We start from the raw sequence: 12,950 nt of genomic DNA, 5'->3' as shown, positions 1-12,950 counted from the left end.
TTAGCAAAGTCACCTTAACACTGGCAATACAGAGTCACAATCAAGCAGCAAAAGAATAGTGAAAATAGCGGACAGCGATTCCACCCAAAAATTCAGCCGAATGACCACTGTCAACGACCTTGCAGCTTCAGGTGAGACGGGTATACTGTGTTTTTGATCAAAGACTTAAAGTTTGGAGCACAACCATGGAATATAACACTTCGGAATTATGTGACCTTTACGCAGACATGATCGATGTGGTTGAGCCCATTTTCGCCAACTACGGTGGCCGCCGTTCTTTTGGTGGCACAGTCCAGACTATAAAATGCTTTGAAGACAACGGTTTAATTCGTCAGGCTTTGGCTGAACCAGGCGTAGGCAAAGTGTTATTGATTGACGGTGGTGGTTCTGCCCGTCGTGCTTTGATTGATGGTGAGTTAGCTTCTATAGCTGCAACCAATGGCTGGGAAGGCATAGTCTGTTACGGCAGCGTGCGCGATGTCGATACACTGGAAGATTTTGATATTGGCATTCAGGCGGTCAACGCTATTCCTGTTGGTGCTGATGATCGTGGTTTCGGCGAACACGAAATACCGGTAAATTTTGGTGGTGTTACCTTTTTACCTGGCGATCATCTGTATGCCGACAATACAGGTATTATTTTATCCCCTGAGCCTTTAGATCTGGAATAACAGATGAGTGATGCTCTAATCCGCTATCAGGCCGCCTCTTTGGCGGCCTTTCAACAGCTACGCGAAGGTGAAACCCGCTTGGGTCAAATGCTGCGTTATGCTGATCTTGCCTTACCTCTGTCTGGCGCTTTAGCTGTGGCTAAACAACAAGGTTGTATTTTTGTGTTGTTGGGCGTGCCTGAAGATATAGGCCCACGCGCCAATTTGGGACAAGGCGGTTCCGATCTGGGCTGGCAGGCCTTTATCCGTAAGTTTGTTAATTTGCAGCAAAACGAATTTTTAGATGGCTCACAGATACTGCTATTGGGTGAGCTGAACTGTGTCGATCTGCAGCAACAAAGTCAAAATGCCAGTCTGGCCACTTTACGAGCGCTCTGCGCAGAGATTGATTTACGTTTAGAGCCAGTGCTATTGGCTATTTTCGAAGCGGGCTTAACTCCGTTGGTGATAGGTGGTGGTCATAACAACAGTTTGCCGCTATTAAGCGCTTTAGCTAAAAGCCAACAGCAGGCCGTTAACTGCATCAACCTCGACCCTCATGCCGATTTCCGTTTGCTGGAAGGTCGCCACAGCGGTAATGGTTTCAGTTATGCCAAAGCCCAGGGGCATTTAGATCATTATCTGGTGATGGGCTTGCACGAGCTGAAAAACTCGGCCAGCTCGTTAGCACAAATTAAAAAAGCTGGTGTAGATGTATTAAGTTATCAGCAACTTTTTGTGCGGGAACAAGCCCCCTGGCCAGAGCTGCTGAAACTCTGGTTAAGCCAGCGTGATCCACAGCAAGTGTTTGGCATAGAGCTGGATACAGACGCCATTACCGGCATGCCGGTCAGCGCCTACAACAGTTGCGGAGTGTCAGTGCAACAAGCAGAGCATTTTGTGTATTTGCTGGCAAGCCAGATGCAAAGCCGTTATCTGCACCTGGCAGAAGCAGCTCCGGCTCAGCACCCGGCGGGTTTAGCGGCTGGCATGAACGATGCGGGTCAGATCTTAACAGCTTTAGTCTGTGCTTTTTTGTTTGGCAAGGCGCAGCTTTAATAAGTCGCCTTACTATAACTCCACTGCTTGACCCAGGCAGGAAAGGCATCCAGCGCAAAGGGCTTGGCATATAAAAAGCCCTGCCCTCTGGCACAGCCCATAGCTATTAGTTTTTGTTCGACTTCAGGTTGTTCAATACCTTCGGCCACCACCATAAAATTCATGTTTTTTGCCATATCAATAATGGCGCCGGTAATGGCGGTGTGAGTATCTGAACGGTGCAAATCAAAAATAAAGGAGCAATCCACTTTCACCTGGCTGATGGGTAGTTCTCGCAGATAAGCCAGGGATGAAAACCCGGTGCCAAAATCGTCCAGCGCCAGCTCAACTCCAAGTTGCGCCAGATGTTTTAGCATACGCATGGCTTTCGCTGGTTCTGCCACCAGGGCACTTTCTTTGAGCTCCAGCACCAGCTGCGAAGGCTGTACTTTATAACGTTTCAGCAGCAGTTCTAAACTATCAACCAGCTCATCCTGCAATAAATCTTTACTGGAAATATTCACTGCTATTTTGCAGTGGATTTCTTGCTGCGCCAACTCCGCCAGCGTCATCACTGCTTTTTCCAGCACCCATTGGGTCAGAGGGTAAATCACTCCCATTTGTTCAGCCAGTTCTAAAAACTCTGCAGGCCCCAATAAACCACGACGTGGATGATGCCAGCGTACCAAGACTTCACCCGCCAGCACCTGACGTGAACTTAAGGCAATTTGTGGTTGGATATGCAACTTTAATTGTTGCTGACTAATGGCATTTCGTAGCTCAGCCATCAAGCCCAGCTTGTCGTTGTTGTAGCTAATCAAGTCCGGATGAAATACCACAGTGCTGGTCTGGGTCAGTTGCCGGTTTTGCATCGCAAGATAAGCGCGGTCTATCAAATCAGATAACAACTCACCATGCTGCGGATAATGCGCAATACCACTTTGTAGCTGATACTCCACGGCACAACCATGAATAAGTAAGGCTTCGGGCACATTATGCTCTAAGCGGCGGGCAATTTGCTCAGCCGCATGTTGACGGGTATTAGCATCCACCCAAAGCACAAAATCTACCCCGCCCAAATGGGCGACTTTACTGCTTTGTTTACCATGCTGCTCCAGCACCAGCAATTCCTGCTCCTGCTGCACTGCCGCATTTATACGCTGAGCTATCTGCAATAACACCAGATTGGCATTCTGATGACCCAGCGCTTGATTCACCCGTTCAAAATTCTGAATTTTTAATAACAGCAAAGATGCTTTTTGATTAAGATGACTGCGACACCAGAGTTCAAACTGCTGCTGTAACTGCAATTTATTGGGCAGACCGCTGGTATCATCGTGTAAAGACAAAAAGGACAGATCTTTAGGTTTGTTTTGTTTTTGCGCCGGTTTTTGCTCCGCCAGACGTTTTTTCAGCACCACAACCCAAGCAGCAAAAAGCAGCACCAAAAGGGTCAACAGTACGACAACATAAAACAAAGGTTGGCTGGCCAGACTCTGGGCCAAAGCGGGAGCAGAGCTGGTCAGCAGTACAGCAGACAAAACAGACCTATAAGATAACGACACAGCCAACACTCAAAAGATCAGATAAGATCTTAAGATTACTCTGTTTTTCTACCTTGTAAAGTTAGCTCAGTCCACGCAGATTGACTTCGCGCCCTGCTTTGATCAGCTGGGTTAAAGCGTTGACACCAAACTGGTAACACAATTCTGCTGGCTGACTGATTTGATAAAGCCCAAAGTCAGCCTGCTGATCCACTGCCAAAGTACCTCTGTCAGCCATGCCTAAAGCTGCGGCCGCATGCCGTGTCACTCCAGCTATGGCCTCTTCCGGCGTAAAACGGAATAAAGTACAGGCCATATTCAACATCAAAGGCAAATTGCAAAAAGGCGAAGTACCAGGGTTTAAATCGGTAGAAATCGCCATAGGCACCTGATGCTGGCGCAACAAATCAAAAGGCGGCAATTTAGTTTCGCGTAAAAAGTAAAAAGCACCTGGCAGCACCACAGCCACAGTGCCTGCAGCTTTCATTGCCAACACGTCTTGTTCTTGCAGATATTCAATATGATCAGCAGATAAACCACTGAATTCTGCGACTAAACTGGCACCACCTAAATGCGATAGCTGCTCAGCATGAGCTTTGACAGGCAAACCCAGGGCTTTGGCTTTTTCAAACAACAAGCGGCTTTGTGCAACCGAAAAACCTATGCCTTCACAAAATACATCTACTGCATCAACCAGCCCTTGCTGATGCAATTGTGGCAGCATGTCATTGACCACCAGTTGCATATAGTCATCAGGCCGTCCTGCATAGTCCAAAGGCAAAGCATGAGCACCTAAAAAGGTTTTCTGAATATCTATCGGATGAGTACGATCAAGTTCTGCTGCCACTTCAAGAATTTTTTGCTCTGTCTCTAAATCCAGACCATAACCTGATTTGATTTCAACAGTGGTCACGCCCTGACTCAACAGGGCGTTTAAGCGCTGCTTGCTCAGCACAAATAACTCTTCATGGCTGGCTGCACGAGTCGCCGCTACTGTAGATTTAATGCCACCGCCCGCTTCTGCAATTTGCTGATAAGTAGCACCATTTAAACGCATTTCAAACTCATTAGCGCGGCTTCCTGCATACACCAGATGGGTATGACAGTCGATAAAACCCGGTAATAACCACTGGCCTTTGCCATCATACAAAGGGGTAGATAACAAGTCAGTTTCTGGCAATTCGGCTTTAGGGCCAAGCCAGGCAATGCAGCCATCTTTAATGGCTAAAGCAGCATTGGTAATAGCACCATAAGGCTGACCATTATCAGTCATAGTAGCTAAATTGACATTAATCCAAATTGCATCAAAGACTTGCATTTCATTCCCCCGCACGGCTTTTAGCCAGTTTTTTAGCGCTGAAATTAATTCTACCCGAACAACTTGTATATACAACCAAATTCAGCTATTTTTCTTTGCATTCAAACTCAGGCGTTAAAGCAGTCATGGACAACAGTTCTGGGCAAAAGAAGTTTGCCGCTATCAAAGATTATATTTTGAGTCAGGTAGAAACTGCGGCCTGGCCTGAGCATAGCCGTATTCCATCGGAAAACGAGCTGGCTACTCAGTTTGCCGTCAGCCGCATGACAGCTCGCCGTGCTTTGCAGGAACTGACCGAACAAGGAGTGTTGTATCGCACTCAGGGTGTCGGCAGTTTTGTCGCATCGCCTAAGTCGCAATCATCCTTGCTGGAAATTCGTAATATTGCCGATGAGATTCAGCGCCGAGGCCATTTTCATAAAGCCGAACTGGTGCAACTGACCAGCTTACCTTGCCCAGGAGTTGTCGCCACAGCTTTAGGCTTAAGCCGTAATGCGCCGGTGTTTTTTTCGCTGATTGTGCATTATGAAAACCAGCAGCCACTGCAACTCGAAGCCCGTTATGTGAACCCGGAGCAAGTGCCTGATTATTTAGCTCAGGACTTTGTACTGCAAACTCCGCATGAATACTTAAGTGCTGTGGCACCACTGACAGACGCCGAGCACATAGTGGAAGCCGTATTGCCGGATGAACTGACCCGTCAGCATTTAAAAATACCTGCTTCTGAACCTTGTTTACGCCTGACACGCCGCACCTTCAGCCGGGGTGGCGCTGTCAGTTTTGCCTATCTGACCTCTGCAGGCAGCCGCTATCGACTAGGCGGACACCTGAATATCAAACCTAAGACTTAAAGAGATAACCCTATGAGCAATCCACGTTTAGACCCAAGCCGCGTGATCCGCGCAGCCCGCGGCAGCGAAATTACCGCCAAGAGCTGGCAGACCGAAGCCGCCAAACGTATGTTGATGAATAACCTCGATCCTGAAGTGGCCGAGCACCCAACCTCTTTAGTGGTATACGGCGGCATAGGCCGTGCAGCCCGTGATTGGGCTTGTTATGACAAAATAGTCGAAGTACTGGACAGATTAAACGACGACCAAACCTTGTTGATCCAAAGCGGTAAACCCGTAGGTGTATTCCCGACTCACCCGGACGCACCTCGTGTATTACTGGCGAACTCTAACCTGGTACCTAACTGGGCGAACTGGGAACACTTTAACGAGTTAGATAAACAAGGTCTGATGATGTACGGCCAGATGACCGCTGGCTCTTGGATCTACATTGGTACTCAGGGCATAGTTCAGGGCACCTACGAGACTTTTGTTGCCATAGCTAAACAACATTTTGCCGGTGAGCCAAATGGCAAATGGGTATTAACTGGTGGTTTAGGTGGCATGGGTGGTGCCCAGCCATTAGCGGCCACTATGGCTGGTTTTCATATGATCGCCTGTGAAGTCGACGAATCTCGTATCGATTTCCGTCTGCGCACTGGTTATGTCGATCAAAAAGCCTACAACCTGGATGAAGCTTTAGTTCAGTTAGAAGTGGCCAAAGCATCAGGCAAACCAACTTCTATCGGTTTGTTAGGCAATGCCGCTGATATCTTCGCTGAACTGGTGAAACGCAATATCATTCCTGATGTAGTGACAGACCAAACCTCAGCGCACGACCCGTTAAACGGTTACCTGCCTCAAGGCTGGACTATGGATCAAGCCAAAGCGCGTCGCCTTGAAGATGAAACTGCGGTAGTACAAGCAGCTAAAGCCTCAATGGCCATTCAGGTGCAAGCTACTTTGGATATGCAAACCAAAGGTGCTGTAGCTGTGGATTACGGCAACAATATCCGCCAGATGGCTTTGGATATGGGTGTTGCTAACGCTTTTGATTATCCGGGTTTTGTGCCGGCTTATATCCGTCCGTTGTTTTGTGAAGGTATAGGTCCATTCCGATGGGTGGCTTTATCTGGCGATCCGGAAGATATCTACAAAACTGACGCTAAAGTCAAAGAGCTGATCCCTGACAATCCGCATTTACACCGCTGGCTGGATATGGCACGTGAACGGATTAAGTTCCAGGGTTTACCAGCCCGTATTTGCTGGATTGGCTTAAAAGATCGCGCCCGTATTGCCTTAGCTTTTAACGACATGGTGAAAAACGGCGAATTAAAAGCGCCGATCATCATTGGTCGTGACCATTTAGACTCAGGCTCTGTCGCCAGTCCAAACCGAGAAACCGAAGCCATGATGGATGGATCAGACGCTGTATCTGACTGGCCATTATTAAATGCCCTGCTCAACACAGCAGGCGGCGCAACCTGGGTGTCTTTGCACCATGGCGGTGGTGTAGGTATGGGTTATAGCCAGCATTCTGGTGTGGTTATTTTAGCTGATGGTACAGAGGCAGCAGCCCGTCGTTTAGGTCGGGTGTTATGGAATGACCCTGGCACTGGCGTGATGCGTCATGCTGATGCTGGTTATGACATAGCGAAAAACTGCGCCCGTGAACAAGGCCTGGATTTACCTATGGTTAACCAGAACTAAGAGTCCACCAGAATTCATTTGAAGGATAAGAATATGACTTACGCTTTAACCATCACCCCTGGTGAACTGACTCTGGCGCAACTGCGTCAGGTACAACAACATGCAGTGACTGTGACTTTAGACCCGGCCGCTTTACCTGCTATTGAAGCATCAGCTGCTACTGTGGCGAAAATTGTCGCAGAAAACCGCACTGTGTATGGCATCAATACCGGCTTTGGTTTATTGGCCAATACCAAAATTGAAAAAGACAAACTGGAAACCCTGCAACGTTCTATCGTTTTATCGCACGCTGCTGGTTTTGGCGATCTGATGGACGACAGCACAGTACGTTTAATGCTGGTACTGAAAATTAACTCTTTGGCCCGTGGTTATTCAGGTGTACGTCCACTGGTGATCAACGCGCTGATCCAACTGGTCAATGCGGGTGTGTATCCTTGTATTCCGAAAAAAGGCTCAGTCGGTGCATCAGGCGATTTAGCACCTTTATCTCATATGGTGTTGCCTTTAATTGGTGAAGGCGAAGTTTGTATTGCAGGTCAGATTTATTCTGCCAAAGAAGGTTTAGCTATAGCGGGTTTAGAGCCTATTACTTTAGCGGCTAAAGAAGGTTTGGCTTTATTAAACGGTACTCAGGCGTCCACTGCTTTTGCCCTGGAAGGTTTATTCCGTGCAGAAGACTTATACGCCGCAGGTTCAGTGATTGGCGCTATGAGTGTGGAAGCCGCTATGGGCAGCCGCTCGCCTTTTGATGCCCGTATTCATGCAGTTCGTGGCCAGCAAGGTCAAATTGATGCAGCTCTGATTTACCGCCATTTATTAGGTGAAAGCTCAGAAATTGCCGAGTCACATATCGACTGTGAAAAAGTACAAGACCCATACAGCTTGCGTTGCCAGCCTCAGGTGATGGGTGCTTGCTTAGCTCAAATCCGTTTTGCTGCTTCAGTGTTACTAGTGGAAGCCAACGGCGTCACCGACAACCCGCTGGTGTTTGCTGCTGAAGATGACATTATCTCTGGTGGTAACTTCCATGCCGAACCTGTAGCTATGGCAGCAGATAATCTGGCCTTGGCTATTGCTGAAATTGGTTCTATTTCTGAGCGTCGTATGGCGCTTTTAATCGACTCGCATTTAAGTAAATTACCGGCATTTTTAGTCAATAACGGCGGTGTAAACAGCGGCTTTATGATTGCTCAGGTGACAGCTGCAGCTTTGGCTTCAGAGAATAAATCTCTGGCGCATCCGGCTTCTGTGGACAGCTTACCTACTTCAGCTAATCAGGAAGACCATGTATCTATGGCGACTTTTGCGGCCCGTCGTTTAGCAGATATGGCAGAAAATACCTTAGGCGTATTGGCTGTTGAGTATCTGGCGGCAGCTCAGGGTATCGACTTCCGTGCACCACTAAAAGGCGCTGCGGCAGTTGAGCAAGCGAAGGCAATCTTACGTCAGCAAGTCAGCTTTTATGATGTGGATCGCTACTTTGCACCTGATATCGAAAAAGCAGCTGAACTACTGCGTCATGGCAGCTTAAATTCTTTAGTACCGGCTAACTTATTAAGCAGCTTTTAAGCTTATAGTTTTATTACACTTTCTAACAAAGAGCACCAGATTGGTGCTCTTTTTTTATAAGAAAAAACTAAATTTGCACCAATCTGGCTAGACCAGTTAAAAAAACTTTGTTAGTTTCAGCTGCGTATATACCTAATGCCTTATTTCTAACCAATACTAAAACCATAACAGCTGTTGGAATTTGTCTATGAAACTTCGTGTTGCGCATAAAATTTATCTGGGCTTTGGCTTTATTGCCTTGCTGTTATTAGTCGCCAGTTTATCGTCACTCTGGAGTTTTGCTGTAGTAAACAGTACCAGCAGCCGGATGAATGAAACCGCAGTGCCAGTGCAACAACAAAGTAATATGGCGCAAATTCAGTTACTGAAACTCGCCAAGTTATCTGCTTTGGGTTACACGGCTGAAGACGCGGCCAAAATTAAGTCCTATCAAAACGAATTTACTCAGACGTCTGAAATATTCCGCAGCAGAATGGACACTCTGACGCCTTTAGTGACCAAAGAGCCAGCTTTACAAAAACCTTTAGCAGAAGCTCAACAAACCTCTTTAGCCTATCAACAGGCCGTTGAACAGTTATTTAAAGCACGTTTAGAAGCTATAGCTCAGGGTGATAAAGCCTCAGCAGAGCTGAAAGAGCTGGAAAATCTGATCGACACAGCAGGCGCAACGCTGGTGGATATTTCCTTTTTAGAAGCACCGGGCAAAGCTGCACAAATGGCGTTGTTGGAAGGGGCTGCTGGTCGGGTAGATGGCCAGTTGTTAGGTTTACTGAAGACTGTACGTGAAATTGCCGCTATGACAGATCCGGCACAACTGGCAAGCAGCCAGGAAAACCTGGAGTTTGCCTTTAGTGATATGCAGGGTAATCTGGATTACATTGCCAACATAGTCAAACAAGTAGGTGCTGATGACTTGTGGCAGGATTTTCTGGCGCAACTGGACCAGGCTAAAAACCGGATTGAAGGTGCAAACAACCTGGTGAGTATTAAATTGCTGCAGGTAAAGCAATTACAAGCCGCAAGGCAACAACTGGATTTGTCTGAACAACAAGTCACACAAGCTGTGGCCGCGCTGGATCAAATGATCGGTCAGGCAGACAGCCAGTTTAATTCGTTACAACAAGATTTATCCTCAGCTTTAAACTCCGGCACTATCCGCGCAGTCATTATGCTGATTGTGCTGGTGGGTCTGGCGATAGGTGCTGCTTACCTGACGATTAAAGCCATGATCACCCCTTTATCTGGTATCAACAGAGTGCTGGACCGCATCGCTCAGGGCGATTTAAGTCGTGAACTGACCATCAATTCAGACGATGAATTTGGTGAGTTATCTGCCAATGTAAACACCTTGATTAAAGCCCTGCGGCAACTGATTGAACAAATTCAGCAAGGGGTGCTGGAACTGAATCAAAGCGCTCGCTTCTCCAGTCAGGAAGTCAGCGCTATCCATCAGGCTTTAAGTACTCAACATCATCAGGTCGCTGAAGTGAATGGCATTACCCAACAGTTGGCGACCAATACACATCAGATAGCAGAGCAAGCCGATATAGCGCAGCAGCAAATGCAGCAGGCTTTAACTCAAAGCCAGCAAATTGATCAGGTATCAGCAGCCAATAACAAACTGATCCAGGAGCTGGCGCAACAACTGAACGATACCAGCAATACGATGCAGGCGGTGAATACAGAATCTAACAACATAGGCGGTATTCTGACCACTATTCGTGGCATAGCTGAGCAAACTAACCTGCTGGCATTAAACGCTGCCATAGAGGCAGCCAGAGCCGGTGAACAAGGTCGGGGTTTTGCTGTAGTCGCAGATGAAGTCCGTTCTTTAGCTGTGCGCAGCCAGCAAGCAACAGATGAAATCCGCACTATGATTGGCAGTTTGCAGCAACAAAGTATGCATGCAGTGAAATCTATCGAAAAAGGCCAGACCGATGCCAATAACTGTGTGGCGCAAAACAGCCAGCTAATGACAGCTTTGGCTGAAATTAACCATGCTATCGAAGCTATGCATCAAATCAGTGACAACATTGCCACCACGACTTCCAGTCAGTTGCAGCTCGGAACTGCTATAGAGCATAGTATGCACAACATGGTGGACTTGGCAGAACAAAGTACAGAAAGAGCCACTTCAACACTGGAACAAAGTGCACAGGTGGCGACAGCGGCAGGCACACTGGAAAACGCAGTGCGCAGCTTCAAATTACATTAACCGCCCTCTTTTAACCAAACCATCAGCCAGAGCTATTGCTCTGGCTTTTTTATCATAAGTTGTTGTCCATCAATCAAGCTCAGCTCCATTTTATTCAGTCGGGGCTAAGTAACCTCTTTCGCAAAAAAATTGGTAACGCGGGACCGAAGACGCAGCAAGTGTATACAGCGGAAAAACTGGTAAAAGTGATTCGGTGGACCTGTAGTTAAACCTCTGCAGAGGTGCAGAATAAAACTTAGGTTTGGTCAGTGTGGAAGTTAAAAAAATGGCCAGACAGTGTCTGGCCAGGCAGGAAGTGTGTAATCCGTTATCTTTATTCCGTTCCATGTCTAACATTCGTAAACGCTTGATCATCATGACAAATTTGGCGATAAAAACATGACGAAAGCTTTATATAGCTTTATAACAGCCTTATATAAGTGCTAATTGGCTGAAATTTTCAGCATTCATGTACTTTTTCAGTCGTTGTTGGTCAAAAAGTTCAATACCTGCTTCTGCAGCAAACAACCGAACCTGGCTATTAATTTTCTGGTAGCAGACAATTAAGCCGCGTTGGCAATTGAGCGATAGCATCTGCTGAAACACAGAACGGACCTGAGCCACAGTTAAAGCTTGATCTAATTCAGGTTGGATATAAAGCAACAAAGCCTGTTGCTGACGACGAACTAAGAAGTGGGAATCACAGTCTTCGACCGACTCCATTTCGCGACCAAAAAACTGCAATAAAAGCTGCGTGTTTTCTTTGAACTGCTGCTGTTGACGCCCAAGTCTATTGCCTTGTGGCCACCACATAGGGTTCAGCACTTCTTCCTGGCGCTCGAGCTCCAGAAAGGCCAGAATATTAAACAGCAACGCCAGCAGAAACATGGACACAAAAAGCCATAACATCACACTGGACCAGGTGGAGCTTAACACCCAGCTTTGGCTACCGGATAAAACTGAATACTCAGAAAATAACAGGTAAGTTGCACCAGCAACTATTCCTGCGGCTGTCGCAACACATGAGCTGATCAACCATTTGTTATTCATCACAGGTTCTCCTGACGGACTTGATGGTTGCAGTATCAAATTCCGCAGCGCTTTTTACCTGAAATAACCCTGATATTTGCTTTATATCTGTTTAACCTGCGTATTTAAAGCTGCTGCTTTGTTGGCTGCGCGTTCTCGCCCCTAGTGTGTTTTTTTCGGTAGCACAGCAAAACGGCCTTCAAATACAGCGACTTGTATATCATCACAAAAAATACCTACTGTGATATCAAGTCTGGCTTTGCGCTGCTGGACCAACGCAGAGAAGTCTGGCTGACTTTGATGTCGCCAGCAGCGACCTTCTGCCTGACCTGTTACAGGTTTCAAATAACGAATATGACCGTCTGCCAACACAATATCGCCATCCAGTTGCTGGTCTTTTAATAGTAACCAAACCATGCCCCAACCAGTTAAAGTGCCCAACGTATAAATGCTGCCGGCAAACATAGTCTGATGCAGATTGATATTGGGTTCGAGCGGAGCTACGCAGCAAATTTTTTGTCTGTCCACCTGCTGTACTTTTAATTGCATATACGAAGACAAAGGAATTTTTTGCCAGAAGGTTTGCTGCAACTCTGGTACCCACTGCTGTAGTAATTGAGCTGATGCAGAAAAAGCTAAGGTTTTGACATAACGATGATGGGCAATGCCAAATAAGGCATTGGCAGGTTCCAGATAGTGATAACCAGCTTTCTGATAAAAACCTGAAGCTGTGTCGCGGGCATTAAGAATAATACGTTGTATGCCCTGCTCCAGCGCCACCTGTTCAAGCTGCTGCAATACCATGGCACCTAAACCATGGCCCTGCCATTGATCCGACACCGCCATATAACGCACCTGAGCTGTCTGCTCATCCACTTTATGCAAACGTCCAACAGCTACAACGTCACCTGCTTCAGTGCAGACCATACGATGAAAAGATACGGCTTCTAACTCATCCTGTTCCGAGCCTTTTGGCTGATCCCAGGGCGCTCGCAGCACTTGCCAGCGTAATTGATAATAAGCTAACCATTGAGCTTCAGTTTGTGGGGCGCTAAGCTGCCAGTTCAC

10 protein-coding genes are annotated in these 12,950 nt (G+C 47.0%); 6 read left to right on the top strand and 4 right to left on the bottom strand.

Annotated features, from left to right (window positions below; translation table 11 throughout):
• The first annotated feature begins 185 nt into the window (after window positions 1-185).
• Together rraA and OM978_RS03600 are read left to right on the top strand one after the other, a co-directional pair.
• Window positions 186-671, top strand: coding sequence for a ribonuclease E activity regulator RraA (rraA, locus tag OM978_RS03605; protein ID WP_233007716.1), 486 nt, complete (start codon window positions 186-188; stop codon window positions 669-671).
• A gap of 3 nt (window positions 672-674) precedes the next feature.
• On the top strand, window positions 675-1,709 hold the full coding sequence (locus OM978_RS03600) for a formimidoylglutamase (RefSeq protein WP_264345562.1): 1,035 nt from the start codon (window positions 675-677) through the stop codon (window positions 1,707-1,709).
• Here the strand turns inward: OM978_RS03600 and OM978_RS03595 are convergent.
• Both OM978_RS03595 and hutI read right to left on the bottom strand, forming a co-directional pair.
• Window positions 1,706-3,229, bottom strand: coding sequence for a putative bifunctional diguanylate cyclase/phosphodiesterase (locus tag OM978_RS03595; protein WP_264345561.1), 1,524 nt, complete (start codon window positions 3,227-3,229; stop codon window positions 1,706-1,708). The two genes, OM978_RS03600 and OM978_RS03595, sit on opposite strands and share 4 nt — an antisense overlap.
• A gap of 85 nt (window positions 3,230-3,314) precedes the next feature.
• Window positions 3,315-4,550, bottom strand: coding sequence for an imidazolonepropionase (gene hutI / locus OM978_RS03590; RefSeq protein WP_264345560.1), 1,236 nt, complete (start codon window positions 4,548-4,550; stop codon window positions 3,315-3,317).
• 125 nt (window positions 4,551-4,675) lie between these two features.
• On the opposite strand from hutI, the gene hutC reads away from it, so the two are divergent.
• The 4 genes from hutC to OM978_RS03570 all read left to right on the top strand — a co-directional run bounded on the left by hutC (window position 4,676) and on the right by OM978_RS03570 (window position 10,874).
• Window positions 4,676-5,401: a histidine utilization repressor gene (gene hutC, locus OM978_RS03585; RefSeq protein ID WP_264345559.1), complete on the top strand. Its 726-nt coding sequence runs from the start codon at window positions 4,676-4,678 to the stop codon at window positions 5,399-5,401.
• Between the two features lie 12 nt (window positions 5,402-5,413).
• Window positions 5,414-7,090 carry a urocanate hydratase gene (gene hutU / locus OM978_RS03580; protein ID WP_264345558.1) on the top strand — a complete coding sequence of 559 codons (1,677 nt, stop codon included), beginning with the start codon at window positions 5,414-5,416 and terminating at the stop codon, window positions 7,088-7,090.
• Between the two features lie 33 nt (window positions 7,091-7,123).
• Window positions 7,124-8,659 carry a histidine ammonia-lyase gene (hutH, locus tag OM978_RS03575; protein WP_264345557.1) on the top strand — a complete coding sequence of 512 codons (1,536 nt, stop codon included), beginning with the start codon at window positions 7,124-7,126 and terminating at the stop codon, window positions 8,657-8,659.
• Between the two features lie 187 nt (window positions 8,660-8,846).
• Complete coding sequence (locus tag OM978_RS03570; RefSeq protein WP_264345556.1) at window positions 8,847-10,874, top strand: methyl-accepting chemotaxis protein; 2,028 nt, start codon at window positions 8,847-8,849, stop codon at window positions 10,872-10,874.
• Between the two features lie 411 nt (window positions 10,875-11,285).
• On the opposite strand, the gene OM978_RS03565 is transcribed toward OM978_RS03570, so the two are convergent.
• The gene (locus tag OM978_RS03565; RefSeq protein WP_264345555.1) at window positions 11,286-11,903 is read right to left on the bottom strand and encodes a restriction endonuclease; all 618 of its coding nucleotides are present in this window, start codon (window positions 11,901-11,903) and stop codon (window positions 11,286-11,288) included.
• 141 nt (window positions 11,904-12,044) lie between these two features.
• The gene (locus tag OM978_RS03560; RefSeq protein ID WP_264345554.1) at window positions 12,045-12,950 is read right to left on the bottom strand and encodes a bifunctional GNAT family N-acetyltransferase/hotdog fold thioesterase; all 906 of its coding nucleotides are present in this window, start codon (window positions 12,948-12,950) and stop codon (window positions 12,045-12,047) included.

It is taken from the genome of Rheinheimera sp. MM224, from assembly GCF_947090785.1.
In the GTDB taxonomy this organism is placed as follows: Bacteria; Pseudomonadota; Gammaproteobacteria; order Enterobacterales; family Alteromonadaceae; genus Pararheinheimera.
This window is presented reverse-complemented; position numbering and strand designations above follow the sequence as displayed.

Excerpts from the sequence above, each read along its gene's own strand:
- rraA (WP_233007716.1), top strand. The coding sequence starts at position 186 with ATGGAATATAACACTTCGGAATTATGTGACCTTTACGCAGACATGATC.
- OM978_RS03600 (WP_264345562.1), top strand. The coding sequence starts at position 675 with ATGAGTGATGCTCTAATCCGCTATCAGGCCGCCTCTTTGGCGGCCTTT.
- hutI (WP_264345560.1), bottom strand. The coding sequence starts at position 4,550 with ATGCAAGTCTTTGATGCAATTTGGATTAATGTCAATTTAGCTACTATG.
- hutC (WP_264345559.1), top strand. The coding sequence starts at position 4,676 with ATGGACAACAGTTCTGGGCAAAAGAAGTTTGCCGCTATCAAAGATTAT.
- hutU (WP_264345558.1), top strand. The coding sequence starts at position 5,414 with ATGAGCAATCCACGTTTAGACCCAAGCCGCGTGATCCGCGCAGCCCGC.
- hutH (WP_264345557.1), top strand. The coding sequence starts at position 7,124 with ATGACTTACGCTTTAACCATCACCCCTGGTGAACTGACTCTGGCGCAA.
- OM978_RS03570 (WP_264345556.1), top strand. The coding sequence starts at position 8,847 with ATGAAACTTCGTGTTGCGCATAAAATTTATCTGGGCTTTGGCTTTATT.
- OM978_RS03565 (WP_264345555.1), bottom strand. The coding sequence starts at position 11,903 with ATGAATAACAAATGGTTGATCAGCTCATGTGTTGCGACAGCCGCAGGA.